The 24,588-nt window shown below is 43.6% G+C and carries 14 protein-coding genes; 7 read left to right on the forward strand and 7 right to left on the reverse strand.

What is annotated here, in order from left to right; translation table 11 throughout:
* Positions 1–21: 21 nt before the first annotated feature.
* Positions 22–9,192 carry a T1SS-143 repeat domain-containing protein gene (locus QWZ07_RS03380; RefSeq protein ID WP_192852782.1) on the reverse strand — a complete coding sequence of 3,057 codons (9,171 nt, stop codon included), beginning with the start codon at positions 9,190–9,192 and terminating at the stop codon, positions 22–24.
* 254 nt (positions 9,193–9,446) lie between these two features.
* Between QWZ07_RS03380 and QWZ07_RS03385 the strand changes: the two genes are divergently transcribed.
* The gene (locus QWZ07_RS03385) at positions 9,447–11,294 is read left to right on the forward strand and encodes a M3 family metallopeptidase (RefSeq protein ID WP_192852781.1); all 1,848 of its coding nucleotides are present in this window, start codon (positions 9,447–9,449) and stop codon (positions 11,292–11,294) included.
* A gap of 155 nt (positions 11,295–11,449) precedes the next feature.
* On the opposite strand, the gene QWZ07_RS03390 is transcribed toward QWZ07_RS03385, so the two are convergent.
* The 3 genes from QWZ07_RS03390 to QWZ07_RS03400 form a co-directional block, all read right to left on the reverse strand.
* On the reverse strand, positions 11,450–11,761 hold the full coding sequence (locus QWZ07_RS03390) for a hypothetical protein (protein WP_102299897.1): 312 nt from the start codon (positions 11,759–11,761) through the stop codon (positions 11,450–11,452).
* Between the two features lie 145 nt (positions 11,762–11,906).
* Positions 11,907–12,947, reverse strand: coding sequence for a porin family protein (locus QWZ07_RS03395; RefSeq protein WP_029223301.1), 1,041 nt, complete (start codon positions 12,945–12,947; stop codon positions 11,907–11,909).
* Between the two features lie 158 nt (positions 12,948–13,105).
* The gene (locus QWZ07_RS03400; protein ID WP_261891637.1) at positions 13,106–14,023 is read right to left on the reverse strand and encodes a DUF3187 family protein; all 918 of its coding nucleotides are present in this window, start codon (positions 14,021–14,023) and stop codon (positions 13,106–13,108) included.
* Between the two features lie 259 nt (positions 14,024–14,282).
* Between QWZ07_RS03400 and QWZ07_RS03405 the strand changes: the two genes are divergently transcribed.
* Entirely contained in the window at positions 14,283–15,077 is a 795-nt protein-coding gene (locus QWZ07_RS03405; RefSeq protein ID WP_192852780.1) for a response regulator transcription factor, read from the forward strand.
* A 129-nt stretch (positions 15,078–15,206) separates the two neighbouring features.
* Here QWZ07_RS03405 and QWZ07_RS03410 read toward each other — a convergent pair whose 3' ends face one another.
* Positions 15,207–16,040, reverse strand: coding sequence for a RecX family transcriptional regulator (locus tag QWZ07_RS03410; protein ID WP_017109048.1), 834 nt, complete (start codon positions 16,038–16,040; stop codon positions 15,207–15,209).
* 183 nt (positions 16,041–16,223) lie between these two features.
* Positions 16,224–17,828, reverse strand: a complete 1,605-nt coding sequence (locus tag QWZ07_RS03415) for a mechanosensitive ion channel family protein (protein WP_192852779.1) — start codon at positions 17,826–17,828, stop codon at positions 16,224–16,226.
* 251 nt (positions 17,829–18,079) lie between these two features.
* Between QWZ07_RS03415 and QWZ07_RS03420 the strand changes: the two genes are divergently transcribed.
* The 5 genes from QWZ07_RS03420 (at position 18,080) to QWZ07_RS03440 (ending at position 22,893) form a co-directional block, all read left to right on the forward strand.
* Positions 18,080–18,328, forward strand: a complete 249-nt coding sequence (locus QWZ07_RS03420) for a hypothetical protein (protein ID WP_017105653.1) — start codon at positions 18,080–18,082, stop codon at positions 18,326–18,328.
* A 513-nt stretch (positions 18,329–18,841) separates the two neighbouring features.
* Positions 18,842–19,318, forward strand: coding sequence for a hypothetical protein (locus QWZ07_RS03425; protein ID WP_133149071.1), 477 nt, complete (start codon positions 18,842–18,844; stop codon positions 19,316–19,318).
* A gap of 95 nt (positions 19,319–19,413) precedes the next feature.
* Entirely contained in the window at positions 19,414–21,477 is a 2,064-nt protein-coding gene (locus tag QWZ07_RS03430) for a protein-disulfide reductase DsbD family protein (protein WP_192852864.1), read from the forward strand.
* Positions 21,478–21,480: 3 nt separating this feature from the next.
* Positions 21,481–22,050: a protein disulfide oxidoreductase gene (locus QWZ07_RS03435; protein WP_192852778.1), complete on the forward strand. Its 570-nt coding sequence runs from the start codon at positions 21,481–21,483 to the stop codon at positions 22,048–22,050.
* A 123-nt stretch (positions 22,051–22,173) separates the two neighbouring features.
* Positions 22,174–22,893, forward strand: a complete 720-nt coding sequence (locus QWZ07_RS03440; RefSeq protein WP_192852777.1) for a DsbA family protein — start codon at positions 22,174–22,176, stop codon at positions 22,891–22,893.
* Positions 22,894–23,206: 313 nt separating this feature from the next.
* On the opposite strand, the gene QWZ07_RS03445 is transcribed toward QWZ07_RS03440, so the two are convergent.
* Entirely contained in the window at positions 23,207–24,226 is a 1,020-nt protein-coding gene (locus QWZ07_RS03445) for a succinylglutamate desuccinylase/aspartoacylase family protein (protein ID WP_192852776.1), read from the reverse strand.
* Positions 24,227–24,588: the final 362 nt, after the last annotated feature.

Raw genomic sequence — 24,588 nt, forward strand, 5'->3', positions numbered from 1 at the left:
TTTATAGACCGTACATCTAACTTACAGCGTTAAGTTGTTGTCATCTATCATTTTTTGTAAAATTTGTGCTTCTAATGCACTGCTGCTATCACCTTGATACAAATCGTCGTACGTGACATCAGCCAACAAGATGTTTTGTTGAACATCTTCGTCACCATTAGGCTTGATAGAAATGGTTACGCCTTCGCCCGACTCCTCAAGGTCTAAGTAATTGCGAGCTTGTACTCCAGTACTAAGATCCAAGCTACCTAGAATACTCGTCAGGTCAATCGCATCAGTGTCTGGAGACGTATCAAAATCTTGAATCACATCGTAGCTTGGTACCTCAGCGCTGCCCAAACCTGATGATTCAAACACAAAATTGTCAGATCCTGTACCACCAATCAGCAAATCGTTATCGTCTGTCGCGGTAATGGTAGAGTCGCCGTCAGCAACAAATTCAACCGATACCGTTTGAGGCAACCCTACCGCTTGGTTGTTGCCTATCTCAGCAGAAGGCTCGATGGTGAGTTCAAATGGGTCAACGCCATCATAACCGCCAGTAATTGCTAAATTAGGTACATCTGCTAAATCCACCACATATTGACCATCAACCATAGAGCCGTGTGAGAACGTCAAACCTGCGGGAATATCATAAATAGTAATGAAGCCCACTTCTGAATCGGCAGGGTTTACAAGGGAAAGGTCTAAACCAAGAGGAATCGTGCCACTTGCTTCAGCCACAATCGAAGAGTATTCAACGCTTAGTAAAGGCGCATCCGGTTCTGGTGTAATGATAAGCGTCATGTCTTGTGAGCTTGGGTCACCCGTGTCGACCACTAACTCGCCAAGTACGGTATTTTGATCAACCGTTCGGCCGGTAATCGTAATGTCGAGATTACCAAACGCATCACCAGCAAAGAATTCTAGCTCATCAACTGAGCTTGCTTTAACGAGAATCGTCGCCTGCGCGATATCGCCAACACGGATAAACGAGCTGGTTTCAGAGCCAATTCGAATTCGGTCTAATCCGACTAACCCTGACGGATCCGAAGTTGCATTAACCGTTACGGTAATTGATAAGAATTCATCGCTGTTGGTTTCAAAACTATTGGCATCAAGTGGGATAGCAATTCCATCATCTTCACTTCCAGTGAGCTGTTCAGGTAAATCGAAGAACTCAACTTTATCACCAATAGGATTCACACCCACGGTAAATTCGGATGCAGTATAACGAATATCAGTAGTGCCAATTTCTTGAGTAATGGCTTCTAGAGACAGATTAATATCACCACTAAAGTCTCGCGGAGGCAAAATAACTAAGTTAGCAAGCTGGCTTGGATCCAGTTGCCACTCATAAGTAGGGTTACCATCAAAGGTCCCGCCATCGACGCCATTGTTAGGAACTAATTGGTAGCTGTCGCCCACCTTTATCGCAACAACCGCACCTTCAGGTACGCCTTTCAATGCCAAGGACATATTTTCAGAGCCATCTTGGTCAATCAGCTCCGCGCTCAGCGATGACAATGAAATGTAGTTATCTTCGTCACCTACTATATCCTCTGTCACCAAGTTTGCCGCATCAGCAACAGGTTCAACGGTGATCGTCACCACGGTCGTTTTATCTTGCGTATCCGTTTCAGTCACACAATCCGCTTCATCGGTAATATTGGCGGTTACTGTTAAGGTGATTTCGCCACTGTAATGCTCAGGTGGTGTTACCAACACATCACTCAAGCGGCTAGGATCGGTTACAGTCCAAGTACCATTGCCGTTATCAACCAACAAGCCAGTATCAGCAGGGCTCTCCGATAGCATGCCACCATTTGATACCGTAATCGTCAGAGAGTTAACGGTTTCTTTACCAGTAGCGCTATTGCCTTCGCCCGTGATTAACTGACCATCTTCAACGCTATCGCCAAGAACGAGTTCGAGATTAAGGTCTGTCGCGATATCTTCTTGGATTGTTGTCGAATCTGTAGCCACGGTAATGTCATCCACGACTGGTAACACCTGAATGCTAATCGTCTGTTGTGTTGTTACGGTGTCGCCGTTACACGGTGAGGTTTCAATCGTCTCTATCGTGAAATCAATACATCCAGCGAAATCCTCATCCAATCCAGTTAACGTCAGTTTCGAGAGACCATCGGCAGTAATCGAGTAACCGACTACTTCGCCAGATGCGTCATATTCAGCAATAACGCCATCACCAGAAATCTCGACGCCCTCAGGAAGAGAATCGGCAGGAATATAGAAAGAGATCGTATTGTCTGGGTCACTGGCTACATTGGTATTGAGCAAGCCCGTAAGATCGATATCTTCCCCTTCTGGTGTCTTAATCTCACCATCCGGTTGAATCGGGCTTGGTGGACCTACAGGATCACAAGTACCGCCACCGCCGTCATGGCCAGTGATCTGAATTTGGAATGAAGTATCTATATACTTTGAATCTTCTCCATCGATAACACGAGCACGCACCACAATATCTAAAACAGGTGTATCGCTTGGGCTGGCGATCGTCATACCGCTCAAAATTTCTTGCGCCAACTCTTGAATAGAGTCACTCGTCAGGCCATTGGCGGAGATAATCCAGTTTCCTGAAACATCTTGAGCGGCTCCGTTGGGGTGATCGATAATCAGCGAATAGCCATCAGGCACATCGATCAAGATATAATCTAAGTACTCTGAGCCATCCATATCTGCGTCAACAAAAGTAACCGCATCCGACACGTTGACTGGAGAACCGTCATCACTAATGTATAGCTGACCAGAACTCTCCAAACGAGTATCTGACTCGACCCTTGCATCTACAGTGACACTGATTGATCCTGAAATATCCTTTACATCAGTCGCGCCTGTCGGTGAAGTGTCGGTAACTTCATAGGTAATTGGGATCGAAAATGTACCGCTCAAATCTTCAGTAGCGGTGACGGACAGTCTTCCGCTACTTAAAAGCTCGGACAGTGTTGGCGTCGTAGAGTCTAATAAACTTTCTAAATCTAACCCGGAAACCGGCACATCAATAACACTACCATCAAAATAAAGAGTCAGATCAGCAGGAAGACTGTCAATCACATAACCCGTTAAAGACTCACTTCCATCAACATCTTGATTCACTGATGGCTCTAGGTTCAATCCAATTTGGCTGTCTTCAATACCTTGAGTGCTGACTGTTTGACCATCTTCTTGATCAACAACGGGCGCTAACTCTACTTTCAACGTCATCGGGAACTCACCCGAATCACCATCAGGCTCTGTTGAAATAGCAATAACAGTTAGCTCTAACTCGCCACTGAAATCAGTAACAGGCTTGAGGTATAGGTCATTCAGTTGAGCGTTAGAGACTTGGAATACAGGCCCTGTCACATCATCAACATACGCGATCGTCAGCGACACTGGCTCACCCAACGAATCCACTAGCAAGGTGCCGTCAGGAATATTGGTCAGAAGTATATTGATCTCTTCTGAAACGTCGTCATCAGAAGTTTGAACCACAAAATCAAGTCGAATCAGACCATCTTCATTGAGAACAGATTGGTTGCTGATGACTTTAGTGTCGCTATCATATTCCCAGTGTGCATTACCTCCGTCCACGACGTTAGGCTCATCCACCACACCTTTAAGGAAAATATTGATGGTTTTAGTGTCGCTAAGTGCGGTCACATTAACAGGGTCTAACGAGTCAATTGTCGATTCATAAGAAACGGCAGTTACCTTAATATATAGGTCTTCCGTAAATGAACTGATGTCTTCTTTTGGTATTAGATAAGCAGTACCGTTCTCAATCGCTTCAGCGGACACCAGATATGTGTTGGGGCCAAGTAGGTCAAATAACCCGCCTTGAATTGACCAACCGTCTTGTACTTCAATTTGATAATTTAAGGATTCAGACTCATCAGTCAGCGAGCCACTGATTACTTTCTCTAGGGTAATACTTTCATCTTCAAGACCTTTATAATCTTTGACAGATAAAATGGGAGTGTCCGCATCAGGTGAAATATCTACCGTAACAGTATGAATAATCTCGGCAGTTTTATCGTTAGGATCAGCAAAGCTATTCCCCGCTTCAGTTGCAATCGCAGTGATCTCAAACTCGAATCGACCCGCAAGGTTTTCATCGGCTCTAATTTCCATCTTATCGATTTGAGCTTGGGTGTACTCTTTGCCCTCTTTAACCACGTTACCGTTCAAGGTGATATTCAGCCCATCTGGAATGCCACTAATGGTGTAAGACAATTCTTCAGATGTGTCTTGGTCAACCAACTGAGCGGTGATATCTAATTTAATTGGGTCTGCGTCATCTTCTACGGATTGGTAGGTAAACACAGAATCTGACCAATCTGGGGCATCTGCCACGGGTAAAACGGAGACCGAGACATCAGCGGTCAGCTCTTTTGGAACCGTGTCAGTACTAATGATGGCGTTGATCGCTAAAATAACCGTTGAGGTCGTATTCGATTCATGGAGTGCAGGTCGATAAGTTAACTGACCATTCGGGCCGGTAAACTGACTGTCAATCGCCTTTAACTGATTACCTGAAAGCATCACCTTGCCATCAACCACTTGAAGCAATACGCCATCTAAATACAAGCTACCGCCTTGCAAAGAAGCTTCAGAGAACTCAATAGCAGTAACGGTTTCGCTTTGGTCTACATCTCCGGTTGCCACACTCACGACGATAATCGCATCGTTGTCTTCTGTAGTTTCTGAATCTTCATAACGAATAAAACCTTCGTTATCATCTAACACAAGCTCAGCGTTACTTATTACTTCATCACCATCTGCATCTCGTACCAAATAGTCAATATCATCGATTATTTTAGGGTTAGTAGGATCTGTCGATACGTTTGGATTCGTGGTTAGTTGGTAACTACCATCTGGTGAAAGAGTAAACTGACCATAAGTAGATCCACTATCATAGTCGTTGATAAGATTGATCGCGATAGGAGTACCGACATCATCAAAGGTATACGTGACATTTCGATAGGTGAAGCTAATGATTTCGGCACCATCTGCCCCTGCAAACTCTTCCGTTAAGAACTGTCCATTGAGATCATCGCCCTCAACCATTTCAATAGAACCGCTTCGAGAAGTAGGAACCGCATCCGTAACGTTGACTGAATAGATAGCAGGATCAGAGCTATCTCCATCGACATCAGTGACAACCAATTCAAAATTCACAGCTAGGTTGTTTTCACCATCACCCGTTGCATGATCGAGCGGCGCATAAAGATTGAACTCTGTAGTGCCATCGTTGTTAAAACGAATTCGGAAGATATCGTTACCCGACGAATCTTGAGCGTAATACCAACCATCGGCATTCACTTCTTGCAAAGATATGGCTCGCCCACCACTGCTATAGCCAAGCGCATCAAAAGCAGCGGTATTAATTGACACTGATGCTATATCATCTGAGCCTTGGATAATTGATATCGATGGACTCGGTTCTTCAGTACCAGCTTGTTCATTGTCACCAATGAGGCCGTCCTCATCGACAGATATACTACCTACAATTGAGAATGCAGGGTCCTTACCGTCGTATATTTTGATGTCGGATTCTTGCGTATCTCGAGAGCCATCTGAGTCAATCGTGACGATAGAAGCTGGTATTGTCAGTTCGGTGTCTTTTAAACCAGACCCATGATCAATGGACTGATATAACTCAATAACAACATTTACGTTTGTTGAGCCATTCGCTTCAAGGCTAAAATCATCTGGTAACTTGATTTTGAAGACAGCATCGCCATTACTAAGGACAGCATCAAAAGTTCCATTACCGTTATCACGCCAAGTCAACGCTTCACTATTGCTGGTTACCGCTATACCATCGCTGTCGAGAACAGCTTGGCCAGTCGCCACATCCAACCCCAAGAAAACTAGAGGGTCATTACCCGCAGTAACAGCCAAAGTCACATTCGCTGTTGAACCTATTCCCGAAGGAGTGCTATCAGCGACAGGAATTTCACTGAGCTCAACTGTTCCTGAACCAATCGTCGGCTCACCGCCATCTGTCACTGACACATTCAAGCTTAATTTGGTTTCATCGTTGTCATCATCTCTTGCAGTAACGACGAAAGGGATTTGATCGGTGGATGAGCTTTGATCTAAACCTTTATTGAGAGTAAAGGTATACGTCACATCAGAATCAACTTGATTATCTGTCGGTGGGAAACTAAGCGTAAAAGCAATGTTTTCAGCACTAACAGAGCCGACGTAACCTGTCAGCAGTTCACCACCCGGCGAAACTGTATAAACGATTTGGACGCCGCCACTAAACAATAACGGTTGATCAGCTGCGGAAAAGTACAGTGCTCCCTCATAGTCACTACCAAGATTGACACTGAAAACACCCGTGCTCGATGTAATTCCACTTGTAAGGTTAGATTCATCGACGGCGGCATCACTAACACTCACCAATTCCGGGTCAGCACCATCTTTTACGATCCATTCAAACCGACCCTCACCTAATGGCGTACCATCAAGATCATTACCTTCAATGATCATTGGCAAAGTAAAAGAGTCTTTAAACAATTCGTGATTAAGTGGCTTGTTCAACACAAGCGTCACATTAGCCAATACATCATCACCGCTTGAAGATCCAGCTAACGTCAACGTAAAGATCGTTTCACCACCGACTTGAGCGGTAATAACCTTTCCGTCAGCAGATAAGGTGTAGGACAACGGAAACAGGATTTCACTGGTTGTGAGGTTCAAGGCATCAAGTTGATTTAAGGTGCCGCTATTGAAAACCAATGAGTCTGGGTCTGGGTTGTCAGATTCACCTAAAACGGTAAATTGGCCAATTACGGTTTGTACGCCGTCCGCAACATCCGTTTCTGTCGTCGTCGCATTTCCATCAAGTATCTGCCCGGCATCACCATCGAAAATATCGATAACCGCAGTGCCATTTCCGAAGTCGTTACTGCTATCGCCGGCGACATAGTTGAAACTAATGTTTTGAGCTACGGTGTGATCTAAGTTTCTGTTGGCGACAAACGTCCAGTGACCATTTGCAAAAACGGTTAAAACACCTTCATCAAGAGTAAAAGAAACTGGCGCACTACCGGATATTGTTTGTGTCGTTCCATCAACTTCAACACTTTTTATTGTCAGCTGTGTATCAAGGTCGATATCATTATTCAATACATTTCCTGACGTGACCTCACCTTCTATCACATCATAAGACTCATCGAAAATTAACGGCTCCGAATCTTTGATTACAATAGGTAGATGGCCAATTACTAACTCTGTGGTGTTGTCCGCGTCAGTTTGTAAACCTTCAATAACCAGTGCAGTCTGAATTGAATCTAATCCTGCTTCTTGGTCAATCGCCTTATAGAAGTTGATATTTACGTTGCTGCCAGATATAGCAGCATCGAATACAGTTTCGCCATCGCTTCGTGTTCCAACAAGGCTTTGTTTGTCAGCCGATACCGCTATGGTGATGGATAGGCCTTGAGAGGTTAATGACTCAGCTAGACTTTGATCATCACCAAACGAGAAGTCTGCAAAATCGATGCGAATATCTGATGTTTGTGTTTCATCGCCAAAAATACCGATGACGTTTTCCGAAAACACCACAGACTCAGGAAGAATAATCGTCGGCATGTCATCGATGGCTTCGTTGCCGACGGTATTGAAAACTTTTGCGTCAATCGTCCATTCAGCAGACGAATCTAGGGCAGAAATATCAATATTCTCCACCAGCCAGTTACCCGCAGAATCAACAACACCTTCAAAGACTAGAGTCTGAGCCCCGTCGCTTACTTCAATGTAAACTGGCAGTCCTTCTGCAACATTGGTTGTACCCTGCATGGTTGTAAGTTGGCCACTACGAAACGCCAAAATACTAAAGCCATCTAACGTATCAATATCAATAACAGGCGAAACGGTATCAATAACAATTACCCCTGAACTATTGACTGCGGTCGCTGGGTTACCTGCGATATCAATAGTTTCAGCCTCGATGGTAATACTGCCATCAGCAAAGCTCGTTAAATCGACGCCTTCCACAGACCAAGTACCATTGACTACCGTTGCCGTCAGAACGATAACATTGGTGGTGCTGTCTGAAATACGGATATTGACCGTTTGACCATCCTCAACATTTTGCACGGTACCAAAGAATTTGGCAGATTGGATTTCGAAACTGTTGAGAACACCATCCCCGCCATCATCAACACTTGCTGTAATACTCGCAAGCGTGTCCTTAACGATGGTATCGGTCGCTGTTGTAGGGTTTCCTGCAATATCGACGGTACTAGCAACGACAGTGAGATCACCTTCGGCAAAGCTAGAATAATCTTGAGAAACTAGTGTCCACGTGCCGCCTGAAACGGTGGTTGTGTATTCTTGTGTGAGACCTTGGCTGTCGGTAATAGAAATGCTTATCGTCTGGCCATCTTCGACATTGGCAACAGTACCGACTAGCACTCCGTTGGAAATTTCAAATTGGTTGTAAAATTCGTCACCAAAGCCATCAAAATCGACATCGATTGTGGCTAGGGTGTCTTTGATTGTGGAATCGTTAGCGGTAATGCTATTTCCAAAGTCATCTGCAATGATCGCGTCAACCTTAAGGTCACCTTCCGCGAGAGAAGAAAGATCGACGCCGTCGACGACATAAGCTTCGTCATTTGTGATTGCGGAAGTGGTGACTGTGTTGCCATTAACATCGGTGATGGTCAGAACAACAGTACGCCCGTCTCGAACATCCACAGCCGTGCCCGTAATCGTGACACCTGGCACTTCGAACTGGTTTTCGTAACCGTCACCACCATCCAAAATATCGACGGTTAATATTGCGCTAGGTAGCAGCGCATCTAGGTTGCCATCGTTTGAATTGGTGTCTTCTTCTTCATATTCTGTGGGACGAGTATCAAAGCCCGCGTCTGCGAGTGTTTCGTCTAATGTGGAGCGGACATAAGCAATAAAAGAAGCGCTAGAGCTAGGCTGATCGTTGGCAGAGTTCTGTTGCTGAGGAGCACTTTCGATGTTGTTGACGAGTTGAGTCACCACCTCTTCCAACTGTTGTTCAACAGCGGCTATTTGCGGCTCAGTGAGAGGTTGAGTCTGATCCAAGTTCTGAGGCTCAATACTCACAACTTGCACACCTTCAACTTTGGGTTGTGATGCGGGCACTTGAAGCCAAGTACCATCTGCAAGCACCTGCCAAACAACGCCACCAACTTCGATATATAAAATAGGATCCATCCTAAACCTCTTCCTTACAAAAACGCTGACATTGAGAACATCAATTTACTCAATAAAAGGGGAGAAAAATCAGCAAACAATCTCTTATTAATACTAGCAAAAAACAAATCTTTAACAGTTAATTAATTATCACTGATACGCTGTAAAGTAAACCGATATGCTGTGACTTGCATTCAGTTATATGTTTTGTCACACAATACACCTTATGAATGTGTCATAATCTTGAAATTCAAGCGTTATTTTCAAGGAATATCATGACTGCTACGAACTATCTCAACGAATTAAATCAAAAGTATCTTGCAACTCATAAAGCCAAAGAAGACTTCTTTTGGGATACTTACATGGGGATAAGTGACGACCATAATGGGTCAACACAAGCGCAAACTCAGTGGACCGAATTTCTTAGCGCGGCTGAACAGATAACCACTATCGAAAAGCACATTTCTGTCATTGACGAAATTCAAGACGCGGAAGAAAAAGAGAGCACATTGACTGGACTAAATGGCTGGTTAGCAACCTTTAAACCTCACGCGATCGAATCTCAACAATCTCAAAAACTGAAAGCCGACCTCATCAAATTCGAAGCAGAGCTGTTTGAGAAAAAACAAAATCACGTAATGACTTACGTCAATGAGGCAGGTGAAGACACAGAAGGCTCGTTGCCCGTTCTGGGCTCTACAGTTAGAAGCAATAGTAATGAAAAAGTAAGACTTTCTGCACACCAAACATTACTCGATTTAGAACAGTGGCTATTGGTGAATGGTTTCATTGAACTGATCAAAAAACGTAACCAATTTGCTCAGTCACTGGGTTTCAACACCTTTTTTGATTACTCAGTAGTTAAAACTGAACAGATGACAACAGAGCAACTGTTTACGATCCTGGACGACTTCGACGCACGTACGCGTGACAGCCATCAACAAAGCCTAGCGAACTTAGCTGCGCGGAAAGGCAAAAGTGCACTCGAAGCCCATAACTTCACCTACTCTTTCGCTGGTGATGTTATGAATGACCTTGACCCATATGTTCCCTTCTCAAAATCATTAAGACGCTGGATAGAGTCTTTTGGTCGCCTAAACATTGAATACTCTCAAGCGACGTTGAAATTGGATTTACTTGATCGCAAAGGAAAATACCCTAACGGTTTCTGTCATGGCCCTATCCCTTCTTTCTATGACCAAGATGCTTGGGTTGCGGCTCAAGTTAATTTCACGAGCAACGCTAAGCCTGATCAAATAGGCAGTGGCTATGATGGGATTAACACGCTATTTCACGAAGGTGGTCACGCCGCGCATTTTGCTAACGTAAAAATGAATGCACCTTGTTTCTCTCAAGAATTCGCACCGACTTCGATGGCTTATGCTGAAACACAATCCATGTTCTGCGACAGCTTGTTAAATGACGCTGATTGGCTAAAACAGTACGCTCTAAATGCGGACGGGCAACCTGTGCCAGATGATCTAATTAAAGCCATCATCGACAACAAACAGCCCTTCCGAGCTTATCAAGAACGCAGTATTCTTGTGGTTCCATATTTCGAGCGAGCGCTGTACGAATTAGCTGATGAAGACCTCACGCCGGAAAAAATCACGACACTTGCTCGTAGCAGTGAAAAGGCAATTCTTGAATTGGCTTGCAGCCCTCGTCCACTGATGGCGATCCCTCACTTATTGTCTGATGAAGCATCTTGCTCATACCAAGGTTATCTATTGGCTCACATGGCGGTGTATCAAACACGTGCTTATTTCACCGACAAGTTTGGTTACTTAACAGATAACCCAGAGATCGGGCCTTTGTTGGCGAAACACTATTGGCATAAAGGCAATAGCGTGAACCATAACGGTACAATCGAAAGCCTGACTGGGGAAGGTTTTAATGCCAAATATCTCGCTGACGAGTGTAACTTATCACCGCAAAAAGCTTGGGCTATTGAAGAGCAAAAGATTAAACAGCTGTCGACAAGAGAACGGGCGCCAGTCGCCGATTTGAATGCAAAGATATCGATCGTGGATGGGGCGACAGAGTTGGCGAATAATGATGAATCAAACAGCAAGATGTGTGATGAGTTTGAGCAATTTATCGTTGGACAATACGGCCGATAACAATAGTCGATAATAATAGTCGATAATAATAGTCGACAATAACAGTCGACAATAACAGTCGATAGATTGTGTTTGAGCCTCTGTAAGCAAGGTTGAACAAAAACTTAAACGAAAAAAGGACGATAAACTATCGTCCTTTTTATTCAGCTTTGGATCTATATCGTGACACATGCCGAGCGAGTTTCAGTATTAAACTCAACATCAACAGAATCAGCGCTTCTTAGTGATTTTCGATGAATGCCAAATACCTGCCCCGTCAAAACAATATAAAACTTCTCTGTTTTGAGTAATTTCCAAGCCTCATCAAGAGATTCAGCATAAACCTTGTTCTTGAGATCTTGTGGGCGAGTACCTGCAACTCTTCCATGTTTACGTGCCAATTCAAATAGTCCGTTTCGATTCGGTTTACATGTAAACAGGGTATCATTTCCGTAAATAACACCCTTGGCAGTAATGTTCTTAACCATTACATTTCTCCAAATAATAATTCCACTCATAACACTTGAGTGGCATACCACATGTCGATCTGTGGATGCTTAAACTGCATAAAGAAGAGAATATGGCGTAACGACCGGGCAAGCGATTACACCATAGCAATCAAATTCAAAGCTCTTAGAAGTAGTAATAAGCTGCTGCGAATACGTGTGTTTCTTCGTCGTATTGCGCGCTAGTTTCGCCTATACGGTAACCGTCTAGATCTTGCTTGATATCGATACCCATGTCAGCGTTATCAGAGATACGGTACATTGCAGCGATGTTGATGTAAGACGCGTCTACATCCGCTTGGCCGTCAAGTTCGTTGTTGCTTGATGCGTAACCCGCTGCGATTGTTAGGTCTTCAGAAACTGTGTAGCCACCTGAAACGTAGTAACCTGTGTTCTTAACAGAGTCACTCTCTTCAATCCAAGAGTTCACACCTAACTTAAGAGCGCCGACTTTCAAGTTACCTGTTACCGTGTAAACTTCATAATCAGCTTCGTAATCACGGTTTTCGTAACCAGCGTATAGGTTGAACACTTCTTGCTCTAGACCGATGTAACCGTTCACACCTTTGTCGAAGCCTTCATCGTTGCGAGAGTCTTTCGTTTCGAAGTAAGAGATACCGTAAGCAATGCCGCTTGTTGCACCTTGGAATTTAACAACGTTAAAGCCGTCAGAAGCATCACCAGCAGAAGCGCCAAACTCGTAAGTGTTGTCACCTGCGCCATCAACTTTATCTAGTGCTGTATCGTTTTCCCAACCGAATGAAGCGATACCGAAACCAGTGTCAAAACCAAGCCACGCTTTATCTACATCTGTTGCAGGGCCAGTATCGATACCGTTTGTCCAACCAGAAGTTGCTGCGTCATTCGCTGGAACATTATTGTCTGTCGTGTAGTTCACCATCATGTCAGTTTCGAAGTAACCAACAATACGGTTGTTACGGTAGTTTACGGCAAGAGTAAGACCCGTTGCCCAGTCATCGTAGAACGCTTTAGAACCCGTGTCGTAGTAACCACCAACACCGAAAGAGCCTGATACTGAGAATTGATCTTTGTGCATTGAATCGAATGCAAACATGTCTTCGTTTTGGCTGTTCTGGCTGCTTGTGTTTACAGCAAAAGCTGAACTTGAGATGCTCGCAATCGCAAGTGCTACTAATGTCTTTTTCATGATAACCACTACCTGTCTATATTGATTTGGCCTTGTTAATCCGGCCTTTTGGAGTGGTGCTATTGTTCAAAAATTTCGTATATTGATATACCGTAAAATTACTGAAAATTTTATAGGTTTGGTGAATTAAATTACATAATGATATGTTGATATGGCTTTTATATAGAGAAGCGCAAGCCGAGCGTAAAACCAATGTCGGTGCTGTTGTCCATATTACGGATGTTTTCGATCATTAAAGCTTCAATGGCGAGTTGATTAAAACGATATCGATAACCCACAACCACTTCATTGGAAGGTTCTGAGAAATCTGGTTCATCCGTTGCCCACCCTTGATAATTTAAAGACTCAACTAACAAACTGTGCCGAGCATTAAACATATACTCATACCCTAATGCCCAACTTGCGCTGAAACCCTCTAAACTAACTAAGTAGTCATCACCGTTACGGTGAACCAAACCTACCGTTGAAAAAAAGTTATGCCTTAAAGTGATAAAGCTGTAGTTAAGTTGGACGCCTTGTTCGAAGCTAGTTCTGGCAAACTGGCCACTTTTTACGTTGTTGTAAAATAAAGAGCCACCAGCAGAGAGCGACATCGACCCTCTAGAATGCAACAGAAGCTCATTGTAAAAAGTCAGCGCATTGGTTAAATCATCACCCTCAAAATCAGACACATGAACCCCTGCATGATTAAAATCCATGGTGAACTGATCTTCAGCCACTTCATCACGGCCATTTTGTCCAATACCAAACAGATCGTGAAAACCCATCACAAAGCGGTCTAAACCATTATCTTTTGCAGTCACAACTCGGTAATCCAGCTCGGTTTTCCAAATTGGAGATGCTTGCCACTCAATCGCAATATTTGACTGGTTTTGATAATAGTCGAGCGAATACGCGCTAGTGTGTGCCCATATACTGGCTTGGGTATAAGAGGACTTGAACTCAATAGTCCCCACCCTTTTGGGCTGAGCAGAACGAAGTTGTGTTGAAAGCACATTTGAATGAATAGGTGACTGCGCATACACAAACATTGGGGATGGGTTCGCGCTTGCAGTAGGATGAAAAAAAGTCAGTATCGAGACTGAAATACTCAGTAACGCCCTTAAACTTATCACAGTGTTTACTCGGTTGTATAAATGCCCGATTTTATTAAAAAACACCGTTTAATTAATGCAGTAGATCTACCGCTTATCATCCTAACATTTAGATTAAAGAGTTATAAAAAAACGAAAACTAGAACCACTCGAAAATGTAAACATCTTATCTTGCACTGTGCTTTACGAACGCATAGTCTTCGGGATATTAATCTGATGAATATATTGCTAAAGGAAAGATGTGTCTGCTACTAACCTAAGTTTTGAACAGTTATTGATGAAGCAATCCTCGACCCTCATCAATAGTGATCCTAAGTGTTTTCAAGCCACTTGGTCAGAAGCGAGCTTTGACGTGCTTGATTGGTTTGGCATTGATCGTTTGACACTTTACCCAAATTCAATGGTTTTGGTCGAAGATGGCAAAACATTCTCCGTATCCAAAAAACACATCCCACCAGTCAATAAACAGAGCCTCATTGGTGGCAACTATCTTGATTATTTGAAGTTGCTAAAGACCAACGAAACTTATCTCGCATTCTCGAAAGACGAGCTCAAGAACACTCAAAATTACGTATTAAAGCAACTGTATAAAGAAGGCGGCCGATGGCACTGCATCATACCTCTACAGCTCTTTAATCAACGTTGGGGAGCACTATCTTTCACCAACTTCCATGACACTGATACCAACTTCGATCTAGAAGATATTAAACGCCTGAAGTTGGTCTGTGAAATTTGGCTTTGTTACTGGCAACATTCGACCTTAGCAAGAACACTGAAACAAACTGAGAACCGTTTAGAAGACGACAGTGACAAACTGTTATTGCTGACGAAAAAACAGACCAAGGTTTTGGCACTCATTGCCCAAGGCCTAAGTGCGAAAGAATGTGCGGAACAGCTCCACCTAAGCCCTCGAACTATAGAGTCACATAAGTACAGAATGCTTGGATTACTCGATTTGAACAACCACAATGACCTTCTTCAGTTCGCGTTGCGTAATGGACTAGGTATTGCAGAAAGCATGCACGCGACACGCTAAAACAAAGTGTTAGATGCCTTTAACTATCTATCTGAAGCTACTACATATTTGAACGGATATGTCTGAAGCTTCGGTGTTTTGAGGCTAGATACTTATCCCGTTACGTATGTCTGAACTCAATAGTACCCGCTACTCGTTACCTTCACTCAAAGCGAACTTGATCTCGTCAGAAGAGAAGCCTTTACGGCTCAACATCGCGTAAGCCTTTGAACGCTCTTTGTGATCTTTAAGATCATAAGATTTCTTCTGCAATTGTTCTAAACAAGAAGAGTAAAAATCTAGCTGCTCTTCGTTAATTAATCGGTCGACCAATTGTGGCAATTCAGTCGTGTCGATTTTTCGCTGTCTGAGCTCTTGCTGAATCGCGGTCAAGCCTTTGCCCTTGCGAGCGTACTTGAGTACTTCTTTCTCTAAATCGGCTTTCTCAGCCTTGATTTGGATATTACTTTTTAGTTCATGCGCTTGTGAGTGCTGGTCAATCGCAACTTTTACTTGCTGATAGCTAAAACCACGCTTTTGCAGCGTCGCAACCAGCTTTTCACGACTCATGGTAAAGCTTGTGTAGTAATGGTTGATTCGGTCTATCAAGATAGTTTGTTCATCAATAGACTTTTCGAATGACACCTTATGAATCGCATCAGAAATCACTGAGTCCGTCAGGCCCTTCTTCTTCAGTTTTTCGACAATATATCGAGAACCAAATTCACCCGAGAACGCTTGTTCCACAAATTGTTCTGCAAACACTTGGTCAGACTTAAGATACCCAAAGCCTTTCAGGGTACCCAAAGTTTCATCGATCCATTCTTGATTGTCGGTTTTCACTTTCAGCTTTGCAATCAGCTCGCTTTCCGTCATATCTCGCTGAGTTAAATGCCACATCGCAGAGTTCATGACGCTTTCGATTCGGGTCGCTTTTCTAACCGTTGTATTTCTAGTATTTGTTTTTTGCTGTGAATCATCCATTCGATTTCAACTGTCCAAACTAAGCCTACCCCATCATAACGTAATTCTAAGGTCGGTGAAGTGACATAAAAGAATGAAGCTCAATTTAAACTGACAGCCAATAAAAATGGACGCTTACTCAGCGTCCATTTAATTTCACATTAAGAAAAAATCGACCTTAAGCCGTACTTAATTCTTTTCGGATTAGCTCTCTTCGTGATTGTAAACATGTACATCGCGTTGAGGGAATGGAATCGTGATGCCTTCTTCATCGAAGCGTTTCTTCACGGTTTCCGTCACATCCCAATACACATCCCAGTAATCGTCGGTTTTAACCCAAGGTCTTACTACGAAATCAACAGAAGATGTATTCAACGTATGAAGTTTGATCATATGCTCTGGCTTTTTAAGTACTAGAGGGTGCGCAATGATGATGTCATTCAATACCGCTTTTGCTTTATCGATATCATCGGAATAACCGATACCAAACACCATGTCCACACGTCTCACACGCTCTGCTGTGATGTTGTTAATAACGTCACCCCAGATCTTGTTGTTCGGAATAACCAAACGTTGGTTGTCAATGGTTTGGACGGTTGTCGATACTAAGCTCATGTCTTTTACTGTGCCTTGCACGCCAGCAACTTTAACCATGTCACCCACATCATAAGGACGGTAGATCAAGATCATCAAACCTGACGCAAAGTTAGACAGCGTATCTTGCAATGCAAAACCAATGATGACACCCGCAACACCGAAACCCGTTAATAGTGGTGCTAACTCAATCCCTATTTGAGAAAGGGCAATCAGCAAACCTATAAACACGACCGCTTTAGATGCGATGGATACAAAGAAATCCTGCATCAGTACGCTGAAGTCCATTTTAGAGTGCGAAACACTCTTACGAACGGTCTTGCGGGCGACGTTAGCAATAAGGCGAGTTATATACAAAATACCGAGAAACAGAGCGAGTTTAACGATAAAAGAAGGGGTATTTTCGAAAGCCCATGAACTGAACGAACGTAGCCAACCATCTAGCAGTTCAAGTGCGACATCAACATCCAACACGTCAGCGTTGATATCACCCGTCGTTGCCAAAAGCACACGCTTGTAAGAGGTCACATCCACGCCATACGGTTCCATTAACGTGATGGTCTCTTCTAAGCTCGCCACCATAACACTGGTTCGCTCGCTGAATCGTTCAAGTTCCTTTTTAATGACCGCTTTCTCTTCTTCACTGACGAAAGACAGGCGCGCTTCTAGATCTTGTCGCTGTGTGTCGGTGTAAAGAATGGCATTAGTCAGATATTTAGAACGACCAACAAGTGCCGTTTTAAGTTCACCTTCCGGTACAGCTACATCCACACCGCGCTCTTTTGACCAATCTAGTGTCTTAGCAAGCTGCTGATAATAGACATCCATCATCCCGATTCGTTTTTGAATGCGTAACTCTAGACGTTTTTTAACATCACCTTCAGCCGAACGGTTTTCTTTGCTCATTGAGATGATTTTAACTTCATTCAATGACAGCAATTTTTGTAAGAGTTCAACCTGCTGAGTAAGAGTGACATCAAGCCCCTCTTTTTTATCTGACGATAACTGTGAAAAGATCTCTTCGCGTAAGGCTTGGTTCTTACGCCTTAATATATCTTCAAGAAAGGGTTTTTCAGCATCGTGCGCCGTTTCTAGTGTTGCCAGATCGAGCATTAACTGATCTTGTGCTACTGCTATTTTTTCCACGCTTTGCGCAAAACTTCCGAATGCGACAAACGCCAACATTAAAAATAGACAACGCCAAACCTTCATCATATTAATTCCTATTAATGTCTAAATTGACCCTCTAAATAGTAGTAAAAAGAATATGGATAACAAGCATTTAAACGTATGTTATGTTAAAAAGTCGCAAAATATCAGCTCGTATCTAATATTTGAGAGTTCCAATCCCCTCTTATGACCTGTAAAGTACGCAACCAACAAAGAACAACGGCCAATACTTCTTCTCAGGCGCATGTACTAAAACGCCTAAAATCCAATGTTGGCACACAGCAAGAGAGCATAAAATGAACAACGAACTTGATATTATTGAGACGCTAGAAGAGCTAGAACAATTCCTAATTTCAGTGGAAGCGGGTGGCTTAGGTCTTGAAGGCGTTGAAGGCGTAGGTATGGCAACCAATAACTCTGATGGTCGTCATTTCGTTGCAGTATTCAACAGCAGTCACAAGGTTTTGCTTGCTCGCTGGATCACTAAAGAAGTATTCGAAAATGGTAAAGACTTAGTTCGCAACGGCCCTCGTCGTACTCACTAAGTGAACCGAGAAAGCCTCTGAATTTCGAGCACTAAGCTCTGATTGAAAAAGCCCAATTCAGTTTCTAACGAGCAATTGGGCTTTTTTGTGTCTGCGATTTACTTAATTTTTTTCAAACAAAACCAAGCTGCCCCTCATATATGCGCAACAGGCGCTTAAAACCGTTACTTGGAAAAAGTTATCTGGCTAAAAAAATTCACTTTAGCTAGAAACAGTCACCTTTGTTAGAAACAAGTCCCTTAGTTAAAAAACGATTATCTTGATTAGAAAACGACTACTTTGGTGATAAATCGAGTCACGTTGATGAGAAAAACAGCGGTCAGAGAAAAAGAACAAATTATTATGAACTTAAGCTGATGCTTGATGCCTCACTCGCTAGGTTTGGCATTTATGCATCCCTTTTGCTTTGACAATTATATGACTTGTAGCTCAGAGCAAAGTTATCTAAGCTAGCCACAATTCAACGAGATCGCTTTAGCGACTAACGACTAACTGATTCGAATACTGACTGATTTGCTGAATACACCATTACTTTTCTTATCTAAACAGAACCGCCGACAAAAGCATTCGCTTTGGGCGCTGTTCCTTACCGGACTGGTTATCGTAACCTGTCTGGCGAGTACGCTGTCTGCAAACAAAGTAACCTCTTCAGCTTCCTTAATTGGACAATCAATACTTGTCGGCGCAGAAACCAGCCACCCACAAGCAATCGTCGCATCTTTCGATAAAATGTCTGAGCTCTATGCCAGCGTTTTTGGTTCAGAAGCTTCTAAAACTCTGTCAGCGCCAAACTCTAGCGCGTGCAGCCTAAGCTCAAAAATGCTCACCTTCGCGACACCTAAAACAGGTTGGCTGATTCCTTTTATCCTGTTTATTGCTGTTGCGTACAGCCTATCACCGCACATCTCGAGATTGTCTAGAGATAACCATCGCTCTTCTCGACCTACAAAACACCGCTTACATCTAAAGCACTGTATATTTAGAGAGTAAATAACCGGGCTACTACACCCTTTTATTTATTTTTTGGAGATACATTTGTGTACAACACACTACTAACTAAGTTTGTCGATTCGTTGGCATTCTGCATGCGTACATGCGCGAAAACGCTAGTCACTGCCCTTTTGGTTATGACGTCATTTACTGCTTTGGCACAGACTACGGGCTGGCTCAGCGTACCTGAACATCCACCAGTCAAGATGCGAATGATGTCGACGGGTGAACAATCGGACGACGGTTCTAAGATTCAAACCGTGCTGGATGTCGTTCTCGACGGCGATTGGAAAACCTATTGGCGTAGCCCCGGCGAAGGTGGTATCCCGCCAAGTTGGGACTGGTCTGGTTCAACAAACATAGAGTCGGTAGAGTGGCATTGGCCGATCCCTAAGTACTACGAACAACTGGACGTGATGACGTTAGGCTACAAAAAACACGTCAGCTTTCCCGTTACGTTGACACTGAAAGACAACACGAAACCAGCACTGTTCAAGGCGTCGTTCACCTTTCCGTCGTGTACCAATATCTGTGTGTTAACCGATTACGACATCGAACTGCCAATTGATCCGCAAACATTAGAGCTCGATGAAGAAGCGATGTTCTTGTTCAATCAAGGCATGAGCCAATCTCCACGAGAAGCTAACCGCACTTCAGTGAACGGCCTGTTCTGGGATAAAAGCAAACAACAACTGGTTACTCAGCTAACAAGTAAGGAAGGCTGGGATAAACCGATGGTATTGATTGATGGACAAGAAGTGCTTGATGATTTCTTCTCTCCACCAACCGTCCACATCACAGACAATACAATGACCGCAGTATTCGATGTGAGTAACTGGATCGGCGAGGTCGACTTAACGGATCGCACAGTGAGTGTTACCGTTTCAGATACTAACTTTGCCGAAGAGATGACCGCGCAAGTTGGGTCAGAGCCGATAGCTTACCAAACAAGCAACAACAGCTTTCTAGTCATGCTTGGCTTTGCGTTAGTGGGCGGTTTGATCCTCAACATCATGCCGTGTGTTCTACCCGTATTAGGGATGAAGCTAAACAGCATCATTCAGAACCAAGGTGCTTCAAACCGCCACATCCGACTCTCATTCCTAGCGTCTGCTGCCGGTGTTATCACTTCGTTTGCGCTGCTAGCTCTAGGCATGACCGTTCTAAAAATGGGTGGCAATGCGATTGGTTGGGGAATCCAGTTCCAAAATGTTTGGTTCATCGGGTTCATGCTGATCATTACCCTACTGTTCTCAGTTAACCTACTCGGTCTATTCGAATTCAGGCTTCCGTCAGGCTTAAACACTTGGATGGCAACCAAAGGCGACGACTCACATTCCGGTCACTTCATCCAAGGCATGTTTGCGACACTATTGGCGACGCCTTGCAGCGCTCCATTCCTAGGAACCGCAGTGGCTTATGCTCTGGGCGCAAGTTACCAAGAGTTGTGGGCTATCTTTATCGCACTCGGCATTGGTATGAGCGCACCTTGGTTGATCTTCGCGTTATTCCCAAGCCTAACTAAATTGCTGCCAAAACCGGGCGCGTGGATGTTCAAAGTTAAGTTGGTATTCGGCTTAATGATGTTCATCACCAGTCTGTGGTTAACAAGCCTACTGAGCCCATTCATTGGCAAGTTCCCAACCATCTTGTTGTCACTGTTTATCGTCGTTTCAGTGTTAATTTGGATTGGCATGAAATTAGGGCGCAAGGTACTGATTCCTATCATGGCAACCACAACCTTGGTATTTGGTGCTGCATTGATCGTCGGTAGTGTTACTGCTGATAACTGGGCAACGCCAATTGTCGATAACCTTGATTGGCAGAAGCTGGATGCGAAACAAATCCCTCAGTTGGTCGAAGAAGGAAAAACCGTCTTTGTCGACGTGACTGCTGAATGGTGTATCACCTGTAAAGCCAACAAAATTGGCGTCATTCTTCAAGATCCTGTCTACAGCCACCTGCAACAAGAAGACATTGTTTTGATGAAAGGCGATTGGACAACACCAAGTGAAAGTGTCACTCAATACTTACAAAGTAATGGGCGATTTGGTGTGCCATTTAATATCGTTTATGGCCCGAGCTATAAAAATGGTATTCCATTGCCCGTGATTCTAGACAGTGACACTGTTATTCAAGCCATCGACGCTGCGAGATAATTGATGAAGACGCCCAACAACGAACAAAAGCCTAGCTCTGCTGAAGATAACGCTGTAAAGGCTGAAACCAAAAAGCCAAGCCGTCTTAAGAAGTGGGGAAAGGAACTCGTTTCAATGATACTGATCGTTGGCGTGGTTTCGTTTGCCATGGATTTTTACCACAGCAGAAGCATGCCTCAAGGAGACGCGATTCCAATCGTGGGTCAGTCGATCCAAGGTGAGGATATTGATGTTATCGAGCTAAGCAAAAGCGGTAAGCCCGTTATTGTCTATTTTTGGGCGACTTGGTGTAGCGCGTGCAAATTGGTGAGCCCGACGGTTAATAGCTTCAGCGACTCCCATCAAGTAGTTTCTGTCGCACTTTCATCTGGCCCTGACGAACGTGTTCAGCGCTTCTTAGGCGCCAAAGAGTATGACTTCCCTGTTATCAATGATCTCTCTGGATCGATCAGCAGAAGTTGGGGAGTCAATGTCACGCCAAGTATTGTCATCATCAAAGATGGAAAGATTAGCAGTATCGCAACCGGCGTTACTTCCCCTATTGGCCTGTGGTTAAGAACCTACTTTGCATAACTCGCTCACTAAGAAAAACAGAGCAGAGCAAATGAACCGATTAAAGCCAATTTAACAAACAATAATACCGTGAGCGCGACCCAAAACGCGCTCACGATTATCAAGAATTAGAGAATAAACAACATGAAAAAACATCTGATTAGCACACTGATTTTAGGCTCACTAATGAGCACAAGTGCCTTCGCTGAGTTAAGCACAGAACAAACCCAGCAACTCGAAGAAATTAACCAGTTCCTGAAGGAGAATCCTTCTACGATTTCAGGGCTGCATACAAGTTTAGAGCAGTATGTCGCTGGTCAAGCGCAAGCAAAGAAAGCTCAAGCAGAGAGTCACGACTGGTTGTATAACAATGACGCTCACCCAATCACGAGCAACCCTGACGGAAAATCAGTCATCGTTAACTTCACTGACTACAACTGCCCTTTCTGTAAACGCTTAGAGAAAGGCTTAGTGAAATTAGCTTCTGAAAATAGTGATATCAAAATCATCAATGTGTACTTGTCATTTAAGCAGCAACAAGTAGATGGCCTTGATACCAATGCAGCTCTATACGCGATGAAAGTATGGAAGGATAACCCAGCAGCCTTCCCTGAAGTCAACAGACTGCTGATGGCAAAAAGTGGTAGCCATACAAAATCTTCACTACAAGCTGTGGCGAAGAAAACGGGAACAGAAGCCCAGTTGGACACTACAGATGAACAAAAGAACACGCTAATGACCAACCATCAAACCTTTAGCGCTCTGGGTTTAACAGGAACGCCAACGATGATGATGAATGATCAGGTGCTACCGGGCTATGTACCTTACGATCGACTAAAAGATATTGTGGATGATGCTTTTTAATCAAGTTTAGATAGAGATAAAGATTCGAAAGAAAAGAGAATAAAAAGCCGACTAGCGTAACTCGCAGTCGGCTTTTTCATGAGCTTAAGATGATGTTTTCCGATATTATTTTTGAAACAAAAAAGCAGTCGAAGTGTCACCATCTCGCAATGGGTTCTTAATTTAATCTCGTTACTCTAAGAGCAGTTATGTCGAAGAGTCCAAAGACGTGTTAACTCTAGACAACTGTCCTTTGACCGAGCTCTGCTCGGTCTTTTTTTTCCACTTCAAATAACGGAAAATTTAACTGATCCTGCGACTTTCTAACTTAGGCCTAGCTCAATAAGCGGCAAACAAGCGCCCCCGGCTCCCTTAATGCATCCACATTATAGCTAAGTACACGCCCTGCAGACGGCGCGTGATAGCGACGGCATTCGTTACCAAATGCATCATATTGAATCGCTAACAATTCACCTTGTTCTACGCTTTGTAGGAGTTCAACCTGAGGTAGAACAAAACCACCGATATCGGCACGAATAGACACAACATTGTTGCCTTCGATCCAATCAAGATAGGGAAGTTGCTTAGGCTCTGTTATTTGCTCACCGACAGCCTCAGACATCTCATAGTAAGACAGCATATTAAGCACGCCATCGACTGCCCTTTGAATCATGTCAGGCTGAGTAAATTTACCCATCCCTACTTCGACCGTGATACTTGGGATACCACTTCGATTCCATACTGTTTCTAAGATACCTGGGTCACCGGGGTCATTGAGCACGCAATCGGGTTGCATTAATCTCGCCATCTCCAAGCATTGATCAATCCGGTAATCAGCAAAAACATAGAGAGGATAAACCGCACCACGCGTTTGGGTATGAAGATCAACCGCGAACGTTGCATTGTGCTTGAGTAAGCGCTCCCATAATGAAGCCACAAAACGCTCGGCAGCTAAACCATGGGCATCACCAGGGAAAAGTCGATTGAGATTAGCCGGACATGAACCCGGATCAGAAGAAATAAAATCGCGACTATGATTTAACAAACCAGACAAGTTGACCGTAGGCACAATAGTCACGGTGCCAGTTAAGTTCTTGCCAACGAGATCTCTGATAATTTGTTGAGCAGCCAACACACCATTCAACTCATCACCATGAATACCGGCGGTGATCATCAACTTTGGGCCATCTTGGCTTCCTTTAAAAACAGACACTGGCATATTTTTCGGTTGCCCTAGTCCATCGCTGGTCACTTGGAACCAAAACTGATGTTCCCCAGTAGGTAAGTCGTCCACATTCAAGACTCCAATAACTTGTCTACCTTGTAAAACGTCACCTAAGTACTCTGTTTTCATGAAACCTCTCCGTCCTGTTGAGCAGAATCTATTCGCTTTGAAGTTTTTGCATCATAGAGGATATAACCACCAGCACAAACTGTTATTCGGCGACGAGAGTTCACGATCTCCCTTCGTTGCTATTTAGCGACCACGAACAAACCGCCAATCAAAACGTAAACAGACAAATAGAAAAGCGCCAGAGCTTGTATATCTATTCACTAATTACTCAGCCCCTTGAAATAAAAGTGCAATAAAATCAACATGTAAAAAAGTTCCCTATTCACGAAAATGTAATTTTATAGAAATGAAAGCTTAATTTATCTGCTCTAAATTAGCTTCATATCGAAACGGAGAGCGCATTGCTCACGGATTTTAAAATA

Origin of the sequence: Vibrio lentus, assembly GCF_030409755.1 — a bacterium.
In the GTDB taxonomy this organism is placed as follows: Bacteria; Pseudomonadota; Gammaproteobacteria; order Enterobacterales; family Vibrionaceae; genus Vibrio; species Vibrio lentus.

Bases quoted from the DNA above. Each gene is read 5' to 3' on its own strand.
- QWZ07_RS03380 (WP_192852782.1), bottom strand. From the start codon at position 9,192: ATGGATCCTATTTTATATATCGAAGTTGGTGGCGTTGTTTGGCAGGTG.
- QWZ07_RS03385 (WP_192852781.1), top strand. From the start codon at position 9,447: ATGACTGCTACGAACTATCTCAACGAATTAAATCAAAAGTATCTTGCA.
- QWZ07_RS03390 (WP_102299897.1), bottom strand. From the start codon at position 11,761: ATGGTTAAGAACATTACTGCCAAGGGTGTTATTTACGGAAATGATACC.
- QWZ07_RS03395 (WP_029223301.1), bottom strand. From the start codon at position 12,947: ATGAAAAAGACATTAGTAGCACTTGCGATTGCGAGCATCTCAAGTTCA.
- QWZ07_RS03410 (WP_017109048.1), bottom strand. From the start codon at position 16,040: ATGGATGATTCACAGCAAAAAACAAATACTAGAAATACAACGGTTAGA.
- QWZ07_RS03415 (WP_192852779.1), bottom strand. From the start codon at position 17,828: ATGATGAAGGTTTGGCGTTGTCTATTTTTAATGTTGGCGTTTGTCGCA.
- QWZ07_RS03420 (WP_017105653.1), top strand. From the start codon at position 18,080: ATGAACAACGAACTTGATATTATTGAGACGCTAGAAGAGCTAGAACAA.
- QWZ07_RS03430 (WP_192852864.1), top strand. From the start codon at position 19,414: ATGCGTACATGCGCGAAAACGCTAGTCACTGCCCTTTTGGTTATGACG.
- QWZ07_RS03435 (WP_192852778.1), top strand. From the start codon at position 21,481: ATGAAGACGCCCAACAACGAACAAAAGCCTAGCTCTGCTGAAGATAAC.
- QWZ07_RS03440 (WP_192852777.1), top strand. From the start codon at position 22,174: ATGAAAAAACATCTGATTAGCACACTGATTTTAGGCTCACTAATGAGC.
- QWZ07_RS03445 (WP_192852776.1), bottom strand. From the start codon at position 24,226: ATGAAAACAGAGTACTTAGGTGACGTTTTACAAGGTAGACAAGTTATT.